This is a genomic window from Streptomyces sp. NPDC001068 (assembly GCF_042897315.1).
Classification (GTDB): domain Bacteria; phylum Actinomycetota; class Actinomycetes; order Streptomycetales; family Streptomycetaceae; genus Streptomyces.
Window position 1 is genome coordinate 498733 of the sequence record NZ_JBIAYD010000003.1, and the last position, 14451, is coordinate 513183.

The window sequence follows — 14451 nt, forward strand, 5'->3', positions numbered from 1 at the left end:
CCGGCCGGGCCTCGGCCGGCGGTGGCCGTCCGTCCACGTTCTCCCGCTGGACCGGGCAGACGGGTGCGGACATCACGCGGGTGGGTGCACTTGGGCGGGAGCCGCCTGCGGTTGCGGGTAAAGGCGTACTCTGTGCGGCCGTTTCGTCCGGCCGGCGCAGCGGCCGATTTTACTGTCTTGACCTGTTCATGTCATTCCTCGACGATGAGCGGCACCGCACAGCACCCGCACAGCCATGTCGCACGGCACCACCCCCCTCACCCCCCACCCCCAGGAGACCTCATGCGACTCCGCATCCGCGGTTCCGGCGCCCGTGGCCGCGGCCGGACCGCCGCGCTCGGCGTCCTGCTGGCCCTCGCCCTCGCGGCTCCCGTGTCGGCGGCCTCCGGTCACGCGTCCGCCGACAGCGCCCGCCCGGCGCCGCCCTCCGCCGACGACGTCCGGCAGTACGAGATCCACCAGAGCACCACGCCCGTGACCCGCGCGGCCATCCAGCGGACCGGGGTCAGCGTGGACGAGGCCGACGAGGAGACGGTGGTCGTCTCCGGACGGGCCTCGCAGGTCGCCGCGCTGAAACGCCTCGGCTACGAGGTCACCCCCCTCGGCGCGGCACCGGACCGCTCCGGTGGCGCCGACCGGCTGCGGCTGTTCGACTTCCCGTCGGCCGACTCGAAGTACCACAACTACGCCGAGGCGAACGCCGAGATCGACCAGCGGATCGCCGCCTACCCGGGCATCATGAGCAAACGGGTGATCGGCAAGTCGTACCAGGGCCGGGACATCGTCGCGGTCAAGGTCAGCGACAACGTCGCCACGGACGAGAACGAACCCGAGGTCCTGCTGACCTTCCATCAGCACGCGCGTGAGCACCTCACGGTGGAGATGGCGCTGTACCTGCTGCGGGAGCTCGGCGCGGGATACGCCTCCGACTCACGGGTCAGGAACATCGTCGACGGCCGGGAGATCTGGATCGTGCCGGATCTCAACCCGGACGGCGGCGAGTACGACATCGCCACCGGCTCCTACCGGTCCTGGCGCAAGAACCGGCAGCCCAACTCCGGCTCCTCGTACGTCGGTACCGACCTGAACCGGAACTGGAACCACCGGTGGGGCTGCTGCGGCGGGTCCTCGGGCAGCGCGTCCGCGGAGACCTACCGGGGCGCGGCCCCCGAGTCGGCGCCCGAGGTGAAGGTCGTCGCGGACTTCGCGCGCAGCCGGGTGATCGGCGGGAAACAGCAGATCAAGGCCGGGATCGACTTCCACACGTACAGCGAACTGGTGCTGTGGCCGTACGGGTACACGACGGCCGACACGGGCACCGGCATGACCGCCGACGACGCGGCCGCGTTCAAGGCCCTGGGCCGGAAGATGGCGGCGAGCAACGGCTACACGCCGGAGCAGTCCAGCGATCTGTACATCACCGACGGGTCGATCGACGACTACCTGTGGGGCACCCAGAAGATCTTCGACTTCACCTTCGAGATGTACCCGACGTCCAGTTCCGGGGGCGGGTTCTACCCGCCCGACGAGGTGATCGAGCGGGAGACCTCCCGGAACCGGGACGCGGTGTTCCAACTGCTGGAGAACGCGGACTGCGTGTACCGGACGATCGGCAAGGAGGCGCAGTACTGCGCCTAGGGCGCCGTGGGGCCGGCCTGGTCCTCGGTCTCGTCCTCCGTCTGCGAGGCGGCTTCCTTCTTCTCGCCGTCCTCGAAGTAGGCGTCCAGGACCGCGTCCAGGTCGTCCTCCCACTCCTTGAAGCGGGAGCGGGCCGTCGCCTCGATCTCGATGGGGTACCAGCGGCGGTCCGGGGTGTGGACGGTGATCGTGAACCGCTTCCCGAAGCGCGGTGCCTCGGTCTCGATCGCGCCGATCTCGTCCCAGCGGAACTCGCACTTCTCCTCGTCGAGGCTGAGGCGCACGCCCTGGTGGTCGGCGACTATCCGGGCGCGCCGGTCGGAGGCGTCGAAGCGGGGACCGTCGGCGGCCCCCTCCTCGTCGTCCCCGTCGACCGCGGCCCCGGCCGCGGCCTCGACCCCGGCGTCCTCCACGGCCTTGGTGGTGGACGCCGGTTCGGCCGTGCCGTCGGCGGCCTCCGCCTCCTCGGCCTCGGCGGCCTGCGCCCGTGCGTCCGCCGGTTCGGCGGACGTGGGCGAGGTGAGCCCGGGGATGAAGGCCGGGTCGAATCCGGCGCCTTCCAGGGGCTGGCTGTTGGCTCCTATGCGCTGCTCCACAGCGGGCAGTATGGTCCAAGAACCTGTGCCGGACACAGCCAGCCCCGACTTCGTTATCAGACGCCTACACGAAGACGCTGAGGACGGCCGCCACCGCGAACCCGGCCACCGAGAGCACCGTCTCCAGAACGGTCCAGGTCCTCAGGGTGTCCCGCTCGCTGATGCCGAAGTACTTGGCGACCATCCAGAAGCCGCCGTCGTTCACGTGCGAGGCGAAGATGGAGCCCGCCGACACGGCCATGATCACCAGGGCGACGAACGCCTGGGAGTGGTGACCCTCGCTCAGCAGCGGGGCGACGATGCCGGCCGTCGTCACGATCGCCACCGTCGCCGAGCCCTGCGCGACCCGCAGCACGACGGAGATCAGGTAGGACAGCACGATCACCGGCAGGCCGACGCCGTGGAAGGTGTCGGACAGGGCCTGGGCGACCCCGCTCGCCTTCAGCACGGCACCGAAGATGCCGCCCGCGCCGACCACCAGCAGGATGTTGCCGACCGGCTTGAGCGAGGCGGTGGACACCGTCTCCAGGGACTTGCGGGACCAGCCGCGCCGGATGCCCAGCAGGTAGTAGGCGAGCACCAGGGCGATGGTGAGGGCGACCATCGGGGTGCCGAAGAACTCGATCACCGAGCGGCCGGTGGAGGGGTCCAGGGCGATGGAGGAGAAGGTCGCGGCGAGGATCAGGACCAGCGGGGTGCCGATGATGGCGAGGACCGTACCGAGCGCGACGGGCTCCTCCCGCGGCTCGACGCCGGCCGCGCGCTGTTCGGCCAGCACGGCCTGCTTGGCCTCGTCGGCCGCCTCGACCATGTCCTGCGGTACGCCGACGAAGATCCGCCTGCCGATCCAGGCCGAGTACGCCCAGGCGGCGAGCACCGCCGGGACACCGCAGACGACGCCCATCAGGATGACCCAGCCGAGGTCGACGTGGAGCAGGGCGGCGGCGGCCACCGGCCCGGGGTGCGGGGGCAGGAAGGCGTGCGTCATGGACAGACCGGCGAGCAGCGGGAGGCAGTACAGCAGGATCGACTTGCCGCCGCGCTTGGCGGCCGCGTAGACGAGCGGGGCCAGCACGAAGATGCCGACGTCGAAGAAGACCGGGATGCCGAAGATGAGACCGGTCAGGCCCATGGCGAGCGGGGCGCGCTTCTCACCGAAGAGGTTGAGCAGCCGGGAGGCCAGCACCTCGGCCCCGCCGCTGACTTCGAGGATCGCGCCGAGCATGGTGCCGAGGCCGATGATGATCGCGACATGGCCGAGAATGCCGCCCATGCCGGACTCGACGGTGGAGACGGCGTCCGAGCGCTGGACGGTGCCGAAGAGTTCGGTGACCGAGAGTCCGGCGAGCAGGCCGACGGCTATGGAGACGGCGAGCAGGGCGACGAAGGGCTGGAGCCGCGCCTTGATGATGAGGAGGAGCAGCAGGGCGATGCCGATGGCGGCGACGGTGAGCAGGCCGGCGGTGCCGTCGAGCAGGAGGAGCAGTCCTCCGGTGTGGGGTGGCGCGGCGGGTGGGGTGGCGGCGGCGAGCGGCAGCGACGTCATGTGGGGGTCCTCTTCGTAGGAACATGGTGCTTTCGGGCAGGGGGGATCGCGGCACGGCGCCCCGTGGGGGTGCCGTGCCGTGACCGGCGTGCGGTGTGCGGGAGTTGCGGGTGTGCCCGGGGACGTCAGGCGTCGAGGACGGCGAGGGCGTCGATCTCGATCAGGAGGCCGGCGGGCAGACCGACGTAGACGGTCGTGCGGGCGGCGGGCGGGGCGGTGAGGCCCTGCTCCTCGAAGTAGGCGTTGTAGAGGGCGTTCATCTCGGCGAAGTGGTCGACGTCGGTGAGGTAGACGCGGATCATCATCGCGTCGTCCCAGGAGGCGCCGCCCTCCTCCAGGATCGCCTTGACGTTGGCGAGGGTCTGGAGGGTCTGCTCGCGCAGCGTGGGGCCGGCCGGGGTCGGGGGCTTGCCCTCCTCGGCGGGCAGGAAGCCGACCTGGCCGGCGACCTGGAGGATGTTGCCCTTGCGCACGCCGTGCGAGAACCGGGCGGGCGGGGTGGTGTGGGTCGTGGGGGTGAGGGCGGTCTTCTCGGTCATCGGGCTTCCTTGATCGGGGTTCTGCCTGAGTACTCGCCGCTGATCGCGTCCGCCGTGCGGCGCACCTGCGGGAGCAGGGTGAGGAGTTCGTCGGCGGTGACGACGACGTTGGGCGCGGAGACCGACATCGCGGCGACGACCCGGCCGTCGGCGCCGCGGACGGGGGCCGCGACGCAGTTGATGGACTCCTCGTGGCCACCGAGGTCGGTGGCCCAGCCCTGTTCGCGCACCTTGGCCAGTTCCTTGCGGAAGGCCTCCGCGTTCGGTGTCGAACGGGCCGTGTACATGGGGTAGTCGAGCCTGTCGGTGAGGGCGCGGCGGTCGGGCTCGGGCAGGTCGGCGAGGAGCAGTTTGGCGACGGCGGCGACGGTGATGGCGACCGGCTTGCCGATCCGCGAGTACATGCGCACCGGGTAGCGGCTCTCGACCTTGTCGATGTAGAGGACCTCGCCCTCCTCGAACACGGCGAGGTGGACGGTGTGCCCGCAGGCCTCGTTGAGGCGGGCCAGGTGGGGGTGGGCGATCTCGCGGACGTCGAGGTTCTCCATCGCCTCCTGGGCGAGTGCGAAGAGGCGGGCGCCCAGCCGGTAGCGCTGGTCGGACTGGCGGTAGACGAGCCCGTGTTCGTGGAGGGTGCGCAGCAGCCGCAGCGCGGTCGACTTGTGCACGCCGAGGCGCTCGGCGACCCGGCCGAGGTCGGCGGGGCCCTCGGCGAGCAGCGGCAGGATGCTGAGCGCGCGGTCGACGGTCTGGCTCATGGGGTGCGTACCTCCTCTTCGGCCGCGTCGGCTTCGGTCCAGCCGGGGCCGAGTCGAAGTCTCTCCCACGCGAGGTCGCCCAGGGCGGTCAGCCGGTCGGCGGTGTCGCGGGCGGGGGGCGGGGCGAGGTCGGCGGGCGTGGTCAGCGCGGCGGCGGCGTAGAGGTGACCGAGCCGCAGGGTCCGCCGCAGCGGCAGGCCGCGCAGGGTCCCGGAGAGGAACCCGGCGGCGAAGGCGTCCCCGGCGCCGACGGGGGCGACGACGTCGACGGCGGGGGCGGGTTCGAAGGTCCCCGCGGTGGGTGCGGGGCTTTCGCTCACCGGCACCGGCGGGGTGCCGCACGACTGACCGCCACGGGGTGAGCCGGCCGGGCACCCGCAGCCACAGCGCCCCGTGAGGGGCGCGGTGAACCGCTCGACCGGCCACGACGGCGCCGCACCCTCGCCCGCGTCCGTGCCCGCACCCGCACCCGCACCCGCACCCGCACCCGCACCCGCACCCGGCACGAACGCCGTGGCCCCCGCCGCCCCTTGTTTCACGACCAGCACGGACGGTTCCGGCAGCAGCTCACGGACCGCCGCCGGGCCGCCGGTCACCCCCCACGCCTCCTCCGCCTCGTCCTCCCCCACGAACACGATGTCGGCCCGGCGGGCCAGCTCCAGCAGGACCTCCGGACCGTTCCCCGAACCCCACAGTCCCCGGCGGTAGTTGACGTCGAAGGACACCACCGGGCGGCCCTCGGCGGGGGCCGTCAGCTCCCGCAGCAGTTCCAGGCATCCGGGGGACAGCGCGGCGGTGATCCCGGACAGGTGCAGGACGCGTCCCGCCCGTACCGCCGCCAGATCCACCGTCCGCGCCGACATCGCGGACGCCGCCGACCCCGCCCGGTAGTAGGCGACCTCGTGCGCGTCCGTCGCGCGGTCCCCCGCCGTACGGAAGTAGACCCCCGTGGGACGGACCGGATCGCGGTCCACGTGCCCGACGTCGACGCCGTACGAGGCCACCGTCTCGACCAGGTGGTCACCGAACCCGTCCGCGCCGGCCCGGCTGACCCACCGCACGGCGTGCCCGGCGGCGGCCAGCGCGCACGCCACGTTGGACTCGGCGCCGCCGATCGCGCGGTCGAAGGACGGTACGTCCGCGAGGCGCCCCGGCCGGGTGGGCAGGAAGGCCACCATGGACTCGCCGAGCGCGACGACGTCCACGGCGGCCACGGCGGCCACGACGTCGGCGGCGTGGGCGGCGTCGGTGGCGTTCACGATGGTCGTGACTCCTCGTCGTGTCGGGTCGCGGCGGGCTCCATTGACCCGGCGTCGGCGTGGATGTTAGACAGCGGTCAGCGATATACGCAATGGACGTTGCACATAATGCAACCCACCGGCTCCAGGGAGGCTCCGTGTCCACCGACACCGGCACCGACGCGCTCGCCCGACTCGCGGACGAACGCGTCGACCACCGCTTCAAGGGCCTCCCGCCCGACGCCGACGGCCTCACCGTCGGCGAGCTCACCGCCCAGCGCCGCAACCTCTTCTCCGACGGCTTCGCCACGCCCGTACTGGCCCTCTCCGCCGAGCGCCTGGAACACAACCTCGCGCTCATGGAGTCGTACACCGCGCGGCACGGCCTCGCCTTCGCCCCGCACGGCAAGACCTCCATGGCCCCGCAGCTCTTCCGGCGTCAGACGGAGCACGGCGCCTGGGGCATCACGCTCGCCGTCCCGCACCAGGTCCGGGTGGCCCGCGCCTTCGGCACCCGGCGGATCTTCCTCGCGAACGAGCTCGTGGACGCCCCGGCCCTGCGCTGGATCGCCGCCGAGCTGGAGCGCGACCCGGAGTTCCGCTTCGTCTGCTACGTCGACTCCGTGCGCGGAGTGGAGCTGATGGAGGCCGCGCTGAAGGGGAACGGCTCCCGTCCGGTCGACGTCGTCGTGGAGCTGGCCGCCGGGGAAGGCGCCCGGACCGGTGTCAGGGGCGAGGCGGAGTGCGCGGCGGTCGCGGACGCGGTGGCCGCCGCGGAGACGCTGCGGCTGGTGGGCGTCGCCGGGTACGAGGGCGAGGTCCCGCAGGCCGACCCCGACCGGGTGCACGCCTACCTGCGCCGGCTCGTCGAACTCGCCGTGGACCTCGACGCGGCCGGACACTTCGCCGACGCCGACGAGATTGTGGTCAGCGCGGGCGGCAGCGCCTGGTTCGACGCGGTCGCCGACGTCTTCGCCGGCATCCCCGCGCTCTCCCTGCCCGTACGGAAGCTGCTGCGGTCCGGCGCCTACGTCTCGCACGACGACGGCCGCTACAAGGAGGTCACCCCCTTCAACCGCGTGCCCGAGGAGGGCGCCCTGGAGCCGGCCTTCCGGCTCTGGGCGCAGATCGTCTCGCGCCCCTCCGCGGAGCAGGCCTTCGCCAACGCCGGCAAGCGGGACGCGGCCTACGACCTGGACCTCCCGGCCGCCCAGGTGGTCCGCCGGGACGGCACCGAGCGCCCGGCGACCGGGGTCTCGGTCACCGGACTGTCCGACCAGCACACCTGGCTCGCCACCACCGCCGAGGCCGATCTCCAGGTCGGGGACTGGGTGGGACTGGGCCTGTCGCACCCGTGCACCTCGTTCGACAAGTGGCAGCTCATCCCGGTCGCCGAGGCGGACGGCACGGTCGTCGACTACGTCCGCACGTTCTTCTAGGAGGGGTCATGGAGGATCTGGTCATCCGGGACGCCGACGTCGTCGACGGCAGCGGTGCGCCCTCCTACCGGGCGGACGTGGTGGTCGACGGCGGCCGGATCGTCGCCGTCGTCAAGGAGGCCGCGGCGGCCGGCTGCCAGCGCCCGCGCGCGACACGCGAGCTGGACGCCGAGGGCCTGGTCCTCTCCCCCGGTTTCATCGACATGCACGCCCACAGCGACCTGGCGCTGCTCCGCGACCCGGACCACAGCGCCAAGGCCGCGCAGGGGGTCACGCTCGAAGTCCTCGGCCAGGACGGGCTGTCGTACGCGCCGGTGGACGACCGCACCCTCGCCGAGGTGCGCCGGGCGATCGCCGGCTGGAACGGCCCCGGTGACGACGTCGACTTCGACTGGCGCTCGGTCGGCGGGTACCTGGACCGGCTGGACCGGGGCGTCGCCGTCAACGCGGCCTATCTGATCCCCCAGGGCACGGTCCGCGCGCTGGCCGTCGGCTGGGAGGACCGCGCCGCGACCCCGGCCGAGCTGGACCGGATGCGGCGGCTGGTGGCCGAGGGCATGGAACAGGGCGCGGTCGGCATGTCCTCCGGCCTCACCTACACCCCCGGCATGTACGCCGGGGACGCCGAACTGACCGAACTGTGCCGGGTGGTGGCGTCCTACGACGGCTACTACTGCCCGCACCACCGCTCGTACGGGGCGGGCGCCCTGGAGGCGTACGAGGAGATGGTGGCGCTGTCCCGGGAGGCGGGCTGCTCCCTGCACCTGGCGCACGCCACCATGAACTTCGGGGTGAACAGGGGACGGGCGCCCGAGCTGCTGTCCCTGCTGGACAGGGCCCTCGCGGACGGCGCCGACATCACGCTCGACACCTACCCCTACACTCCCGGCTGCACGACCCTCGCGGCGATGCTGCCGAGCTGGGCCAACGAGGGCGGACCGGACGCGGTGCTGGCGCGGCTCGCGGACGACGAGACCTCCGAACGCATCCGCCACCATCTGGAGTCGATCGGCTCCGACGGCTGCCACGGCGTGCCCATCGAGTGGGACACCATCGAGATCTCCGGCGTGGCCGATCCGGCGCTGGCGGACCTCGTCGGCCGTACGCTCGAGGAGTCGGCGCGGCTGCGCGGCGAGACCCCGTGGACGACGGCCCGCCGCCTGCTGCTGGCGGACCGGCTGGCCCCGTCCATCCTCCAGCACGTCGGCCACGAGGAGAACGTCCGCGCGATCATGCGCCACCGCGTCCACACCGGCGGTTCGGACGGCATCCTGCGGGGCAGCAAGCCGCACCCCCGCGCCTACGGCACCTTCCCGCACTATCTCGGCCACTACGTGCGGGAGTTGGGAGTCCTGTCCCTGGAGGAGTGCGTCGCCCACCTCACCGGCCGTCCCGCGGCCCGGCTGCGCCTGCCGGACCGCGGACTCGTCCGCGAGGGGTACCGGGCCGACCTCGTGCTCTTCGACCCGGAGACGGTGGCCGCGGGCTCGACGTTCGAGGAGCCCCGCCGCCTGCCGACCGGCATCCCGTACGTCCTGATCGACGGCCGCTTCGTGATGGAGGACGGCCGGAGAACCGGCGAACTCGCGGGACGTTCCGTCCGACGTGCGCCCCGTCGCCCTTAGGGGCGCCGGGGGTACCCCCGGCCGAAGGCCGGGGGAGGAACCGCGCGACCAGCCCCTACGCACCCGCACCCGCACCCGGCAACGGCGCGCCAACCCCTACCGGCCCGCCAACCCCTACGGCTTCGGCAGGGTGCACCCGCTCGCGTTCAGGTTCAGCACGTTCCCCGTCGTGAAGCACGCCGGGATGATGTACGTCTCCTCCGCGTAGTTGATGCCCTGCCGGACCGTGACGTTCCCGTTCGCGTCCACCTCGCACGGGTTGTCGACCGTGCACCGGCCGCCGTCCTCGTTGCCGGTGTTGTTGACGGCGACGACCTGTCCCGTGCCGGTGTCGATCACCGGCGAGCCCGAGGTCCCGCCGATGGTGTTGCAGGCGGAGGTGTAACGGACCGAGTCCTTCCAGGTCCAGTCGCCCTCCTTCAGCCGGTACACGAACCCGTCGATGCTGCAGCTGTAGATCGTCTTCCAGTACCCGGAGACGACCTTGATGGCGGTACCGGCGACGGGGTGCGTGCCGCTGACGGTCAACGGGCTTATGCCGTACGAGCTTTTGATCGCCGCGTAGGTCGTGGTGGTGCGGTAGATCGTGACGTCCGTGTCGGTCATCGTGGAGTAGACGACCCGGTTGGCGCGGAGCGTGGCGACCTTGGTGCCGGCGGAGTTCAGCAGGCCGAAGGTGCGGCTGGAGGACTGGTTGGTGATGACCTCGCCGGGCTCCGGGAAGCCGGTCTCCAGGCAGTGGCCGTTGGTGAGCACCAGTGCCGGGTCGGTGTCCGCGGAGTTCGCGAAGCGGATGACCGAGCCGGAGCAGTTGCTGAGCGAGACGGTGCCGGCGAAGTTGACGGCCACCGCGGCGGCCGCCTTCGGCTGCGCCGCGGCCGTGGGCGCGGCGATCGCCGGTGCCGCGCCCATCCCGGTGATGGCCAGGGAGGCGAGCGCGGCGACGAGAGGCTTGTTCATGTGGGGTCCCCTCTATACGACGAGGGTGACCGGAGATCTTCCGGCCACCCGCAATCTTGTCATGCACATTTTCAGCACGAAGGATCGCGGATGCGCCACGCGGTTTCCGGTCGGACCTGCCGGGGCCCGTCACCCTGGATGACGGCCGACCAGTGCGCCTGGTTGGCCCGTTGTGCCGATCGCCCGGCCACCCGGACGTGGCCGGAAAGCGGTCCGCCGTTCAGCGGTGGTGGCCACCACCCCGGCCGTGCCCGTGTCCCGGGTGCCAGGACCAGGTGTTCCCGGCCGACGGCGTGGGCGGCTGGGGCGCCGAAGGCGGGGCGACGGCGCTGCGGGAGGCGGTGGGAGACGGCGGGGCACCGCTGTGCGTGGACGCACTCGCGGACGACGGGTCGCCGACCGGCGCGGTGGCCAGGGCGGCCGTCGACGCGGCCACGACCGGAGCCGCCGACGCCGTGGCGGGCGCGGCCGGGGAACCGTTCGGCCCCGCCTCGTCCGGTTTCCCGGACGGCGTCCGGTCCGACGTGCGCTCCGCACCGCTGCGGCCGTCCCGCGCGCCGTCCGACGACGAGGAGGGCGCGGGCGAGGAGCCGGGGAGGACGACGACAGAGGTGATCAGCGCGGCCACGGAGGCGACGCCCAGCGCGCCGACCGCGACGGCGACCCGCTTCGAACGCCGGCCGGCCGTGTCGCGGGCGGCCCGCCGCCGGTCCGCACGGCCCGCTCCCCGCGGACCCGGGGCGGCGGGCGCGGCGGGGACGGAGGGGGCGGCGGGGACGATCCTGGGCAGTTCGCGCGTCTCGTCGTAGGCGTTGAGCCAGCCGTGCGCGGACGCCGGGTCCCGGAACTCCTCGTACGCGGGGGCCGGTCCGCCCTCGGGGCGGTAGAGCTTGGCGGGCCCGGTCTCTTCGTCGGCAGGTCTCGGCATGGACGCGGATTCTAGGAGGGAAGGGGCCGATGAGACAGCTACCGGCGATAACAGGCCAAACCGCCGGTACGCGCCACGCGACTCTCCGTGTCCACGTGGTGGAAAACACGACGCGACGAGCGTTACCGCACCGTAAGCTCACCGGCATGCAGGTGATCCAGTCGACCAAGCTCGCCAACGTCTGTTACGAGATCCGGGGCCCGGTTCTCGAGGAGGCGATGCGGCTAGAGGCGGCGGGACACCGCATCCTCAAGCTCAACACCGGGAACCCGGCCGCCTTCGGCTTCGACTGCCCCCCGGAGATCCTGGAGGACATCCTCCGCAACGTCTCCTCGGCGCACGGCTACGGCGACGCGAAGGGCCTGCTGGCGGCCCGGCGGGCGGTCGTCATGCACAACCAGACCCTCGGCATCGAGACCGACGTCGAGCACGTCTTCATCGGCAACGGCGTCTCCGAGCTGATCGTGATGGCGATGCAGGGCCTGCTGGACGACGGCGACGAGGTCCTCGTGCCGGCACCGGACTACCCCCTGTGGACGGCGGCGGTCTCCCTCTCCGGCGGCACCGCGGTCCACTATCGCTGCGACGAGCAGTCCGACTGGATGCCCGACCTCGCCGACGTCGAACGCAAGGTCACCGACCGCACCAAGGCGATCGTCGTCATCAACCCGAACAACCCGACGGGCGCGGTGTACGACGAGGCGGTGCTGCGCGGACTGACGGACATCGCCCGCCGCCACAACCTGCTGGTCTGCTCGGACGAGATCTACGACAAGATCCTCTACGACGGCGCCACGCACACCCCGACCGCCGCGGTCGCCCCGGACTTGCTCACGCTCACCTTCAACGGCATGTCCAAGGCCTACCGGGTGGCCGGTTACCGGGTCGGGTGGATGGCCATATCCGGCCCCCGCGCGCACGCCGACTCCTACATCGAGGGTCTGACGATCCTGGCGAACATGCGGCTGTGCGCGAACATGCCCGGCCAGCACGGGGTCGTGGCGGCGCTCAGCGGACGCCAGACGATCGACGACCTGGTGCTGCCGGGCGGGCGGCTGAAGGAGCAGGTGGACACGGCGTACGAGCTGCTCACCCAGATCCCCGGCGTGACCTGCGTACGGCCCAAGGGCGCCCTCTACCTCTTCCCGCGCCTGGACCCCCAGGTCTTCAAGATCAAGGACGACCGGCAGATGGTCCTGGACCTGCTGCGGCAGGAGAAGATCATGGTCGTCCAGGGCACCGGGTTCAACTGGCCGGAACCGGATCACTTCCGGGTCGTGACCCTGCCGTCGGTGGGTGACCTGCGGGACGCGATCAGCCGGATCGGCCGCTTCCTGGACGGCTACGGGCAGCCGTAGCCGGGCCACGGACGGTGAACCGGGTCAACTTTAGACGAGATCCAAGGTAGGATGGCTTCCTGACAGCACAGGAGGCCATCTCCCATGTACGAACCGATCCGCACCAAGTCGGTCCACAGCACGATGGTCGGCACCCCCTCCGACTTCCCCCACCGGACGCGCGAGGAGGAGCTGGACATCCAGCTCGCCGGACATCTCGCGGCGCTGCTCGCCGTCACCGACGAACTCCGCGGCCTCACGCCCTCCACCGACCTCGACGCCGCCGCGACCCGGCTGGCGGAGCAGGTCGCCCGGCTGCGCGGCGGACGTACCCCGGTCCGCGCGTCGCCTGCCACGGCCGGCCGGCCGGCCCCCCTGCACGAGCGCGCCCACGCCCTGGCCGGCCGCGCACTGGTCGTCGCGGCGTCCCGGGCGGACACCGCGGCGGCGATCCTCGCGGCCGAGCGCATGGACGCCCACGCCGCGGCGAGCGCACTCACCGCCACGGCCTGACCCGGCCGGCCGCCGGGCCCACCCCCGCCCGCCGGCCCGCCCCCCGGACGGCCCCGGTCCGCGCGCCCCCGAAGCGCGCGCGGACCGGGTTGCCACAACTCCCCGTCCCGGGACGGCCTTTCCTGCACCTCTGATCGGCTCTCGTCCCCCCGTAGTAATCCGGGACGTCCGATTCACCCCCCGTTCACCCCGGTCGCCCAGGAACGTGGGGTTCCGCGAGCACGCTCCCCCGCGTGAGACGTATCGCGGGAATCGTCCTGGCGGTGCTGCTGATCGGCGGCGTGGTGGCTGCCGTCGTCGCAGGCCGGCATGGGGACGACAAGGGCACGGCAACGAAGACCGTGCGTGGTGTGATCGGTTCGGAGAAGTCGGACTTCTTCGCCGATCCCGATGTGGTGAAGGCCCTCGCCGCCAAGGGCTACACCGTGAAGACGGAGGCGTCGGGGTCATGGGCCATGGACGGCCTGGACCTGAAGGGCTACGACTTCGCCTTCCCGTCCAGTTCGGCGCCCGCCGACCAGCTGGCCGAGAAGTACCACGCCCGCCAGCCGCTGCCGAGGCCCTTCTACTCGCCGCTCGTGGTGGTCGCCCACCGCAGCGCGGCCGAGGTGCTGGCGGCCAACGGCCTGGCCGTGCTCGACGGCAAGGGCAAGGGCACGCTGAAGATGGCCGCCTACCTGGACGCCGCCCGGCACGACCGGACCTGGCAGCAGCTCAAGGGGGCCAAGGCGCACGGCGAGCTGACCGGGACGCTGTACATCACCAGCACCGACCCGGAGACGTCCAACTCGGGCGCCCTCTACCTCGCCGCGACCTCCTACGTCGCCAACGGCGGCCGGGTGGTGGCGGGTGACGCCGACGTCGCGAGGACGGCACCGCTGCTGCACAAGCTCGTCAGCGTGCAGGGCGCCCAACAGCCCAGCAGCGACTCGGTGTTCCGGGACTTCATCTCCGGTGCCGGCAACCCGCTGGTGTGCCTGTACGAGTCGCAGGTCGTCTCCCTGCTCGCCGAACAGCACGGCGCCGACGACCTGGTGGTCCTCTACCCGGACACCACGGTCAACAGCGACCACACGATCGTGCCGATGGACGACGCCGGGCGGGGGCTCGGCGAACTCCTCAGCACCGATCCGACCCTGCGCAAGCTCGCCGTGAAGCACGGCTTCCGGCCCCAGGGCGACTCCGCCGAGTTCGTCACGGCCACCGCCGACCGGGCCGCGTACCTCAACCAGACACTGACCGGCGTCCGGCAGGCGCCCGTGCCCACCTCCGCGGTGCTGCACGAGATGGCCCGCCGGGCGCGCGGCTGACGGGGGGATCTCATGAGCAACTTC

General features: G+C 72.2%; 13 protein-coding genes. 6 read left to right on the forward strand and 7 right to left on the reverse strand.

Features of this window, described 5'->3' with window-relative positions:
- Positions 1–282 precede the first annotated feature (282 nt).
- Positions 283–1638, forward strand: a complete 1356-nt coding sequence (locus ACFY3I_RS11660) for a M14 family metallopeptidase (RefSeq protein ID WP_390860414.1) — start codon at positions 283–285, stop codon at positions 1636–1638.
- Here the strand turns inward: ACFY3I_RS11660 and ACFY3I_RS11665 are convergent.
- The 5 genes from ACFY3I_RS11665 to ACFY3I_RS11685 all read right to left on the reverse strand — a co-directional run bounded on the left by ACFY3I_RS11665 (position 1635) and on the right by ACFY3I_RS11685 (position 6336).
- Positions 1635–2234: a hypothetical protein gene (locus tag ACFY3I_RS11665; protein WP_390860415.1), complete on the reverse strand. Its 600-nt coding sequence runs from the start codon at positions 2232–2234 to the stop codon at positions 1635–1637. The two genes, ACFY3I_RS11660 and ACFY3I_RS11665, sit on opposite strands and share 4 nt — an antisense overlap.
- Positions 2235–2298: 64 nt before the next feature.
- Positions 2299–3780 (reverse strand): GntP family permease, encoded by a 1482-nt coding sequence (locus tag ACFY3I_RS11670; RefSeq protein ID WP_390860416.1) that lies wholly within the window; start codon positions 3778–3780, stop codon positions 2299–2301.
- Between the two features lie 125 nt (positions 3781–3905).
- Positions 3906–4319 (reverse strand): RidA family protein, encoded by a 414-nt coding sequence (locus tag ACFY3I_RS11675; protein WP_365284288.1) that lies wholly within the window; start codon positions 4317–4319, stop codon positions 3906–3908.
- A complete protein-coding gene (locus tag ACFY3I_RS11680; RefSeq protein ID WP_365284286.1) occupies positions 4316–5077 on the reverse strand; it encodes an IclR family transcriptional regulator in 762 nt (253 codons plus the stop codon). Before ACFY3I_RS11680 ends, ACFY3I_RS11675 begins: the two co-directional genes overlap by 4 nt.
- On the reverse strand, positions 5074–6336 hold the full coding sequence (locus ACFY3I_RS11685) for a sugar kinase (RefSeq protein ID WP_390860417.1): 1263 nt from the start codon (positions 6334–6336) through the stop codon (positions 5074–5076). The genes ACFY3I_RS11680 and ACFY3I_RS11685 overlap by 4 nt, the downstream gene beginning before the upstream one ends.
- Positions 6337–6428: 92 nt before the next feature.
- Between ACFY3I_RS11685 and ACFY3I_RS11690 the strand changes: the two genes are divergently transcribed.
- Positions 6429–7754: an alanine racemase gene (locus ACFY3I_RS11690; RefSeq protein ID WP_390860418.1), complete on the forward strand. Its 1326-nt coding sequence runs from the start codon at positions 6429–6431 to the stop codon at positions 7752–7754.
- Between the two features lie 8 nt (positions 7755–7762).
- Positions 7763–9379, forward strand: coding sequence for an amidohydrolase family protein (locus ACFY3I_RS11695; protein ID WP_390860419.1), 1617 nt, complete (start codon positions 7763–7765; stop codon positions 9377–9379).
- 114 nt (positions 9380–9493) lie between these two features.
- Here ACFY3I_RS11695 and ACFY3I_RS11700 read toward each other — a convergent pair whose 3' ends face one another.
- On the reverse strand, positions 9494–10339 hold the full coding sequence (locus ACFY3I_RS11700; RefSeq protein ID WP_390860420.1) for a serine protease: 846 nt from the start codon (positions 10337–10339) through the stop codon (positions 9494–9496).
- A 220-nt stretch (positions 10340–10559) separates the two neighbouring features.
- Entirely contained in the window at positions 10560–11267 is a 708-nt protein-coding gene (locus ACFY3I_RS11705) for a hypothetical protein (protein ID WP_390860421.1), read from the reverse strand.
- 146 nt (positions 11268–11413) lie between these two features.
- Between ACFY3I_RS11705 and ACFY3I_RS11710 the strand changes: the two genes are divergently transcribed.
- The 3 genes from ACFY3I_RS11710 (at position 11414) to ACFY3I_RS11720 (ending at position 14427) form a co-directional block, all read left to right on the forward strand.
- On the forward strand, positions 11414–12625 hold the full coding sequence (locus tag ACFY3I_RS11710) for a pyridoxal phosphate-dependent aminotransferase (RefSeq protein ID WP_390860422.1): 1212 nt from the start codon (positions 11414–11416) through the stop codon (positions 12623–12625).
- An 84-nt stretch (positions 12626–12709) separates the two neighbouring features.
- On the forward strand, positions 12710–13117 hold the full coding sequence (locus ACFY3I_RS11715) for a hypothetical protein (protein ID WP_365284272.1): 408 nt from the start codon (positions 12710–12712) through the stop codon (positions 13115–13117).
- 233 nt (positions 13118–13350) lie between these two features.
- Complete coding sequence (locus ACFY3I_RS11720; RefSeq protein WP_365284270.1) at positions 13351–14427, forward strand: hypothetical protein; 1077 nt, start codon at positions 13351–13353, stop codon at positions 14425–14427.
- The last annotated feature ends 24 nt before the right edge of the window (positions 14428–14451 follow it).

What these genes read in the sequence shown, in the direction of transcription:
- ACFY3I_RS11660 (WP_390860414.1), top strand. Translation starts at nt 283, where the DNA reads ATGCGACTCCGCATCCGCGGTTCCGGCGCCCGTGGCCGCGGCCGGACC.
- ACFY3I_RS11670 (WP_390860416.1), bottom strand. Translation starts at nt 3,780, where the DNA reads ATGACGTCGCTGCCGCTCGCCGCCGCCACCCCACCCGCCGCGCCACCC.
- ACFY3I_RS11675 (WP_365284288.1), bottom strand. Translation starts at nt 4,319, where the DNA reads ATGACCGAGAAGACCGCCCTCACCCCCACGACCCACACCACCCCGCCC.
- ACFY3I_RS11680 (WP_365284286.1), bottom strand. Translation starts at nt 5,077, where the DNA reads ATGAGCCAGACCGTCGACCGCGCGCTCAGCATCCTGCCGCTGCTCGCC.
- ACFY3I_RS11690 (WP_390860418.1), top strand. Translation starts at nt 6,429, where the DNA reads ATGGACGTTGCACATAATGCAACCCACCGGCTCCAGGGAGGCTCCGTG.
- ACFY3I_RS11695 (WP_390860419.1), top strand. Translation starts at nt 7,763, where the DNA reads ATGGAGGATCTGGTCATCCGGGACGCCGACGTCGTCGACGGCAGCGGT.
- ACFY3I_RS11700 (WP_390860420.1), bottom strand. Translation starts at nt 10,339, where the DNA reads ATGAACAAGCCTCTCGTCGCCGCGCTCGCCTCCCTGGCCATCACCGGG.
- ACFY3I_RS11705 (WP_390860421.1), bottom strand. Translation starts at nt 11,267, where the DNA reads ATGCCGAGACCTGCCGACGAAGAGACCGGGCCCGCCAAGCTCTACCGC.
- ACFY3I_RS11710 (WP_390860422.1), top strand. Translation starts at nt 11,414, where the DNA reads ATGCAGGTGATCCAGTCGACCAAGCTCGCCAACGTCTGTTACGAGATC.
- ACFY3I_RS11715 (WP_365284272.1), top strand. Translation starts at nt 12,710, where the DNA reads ATGTACGAACCGATCCGCACCAAGTCGGTCCACAGCACGATGGTCGGC.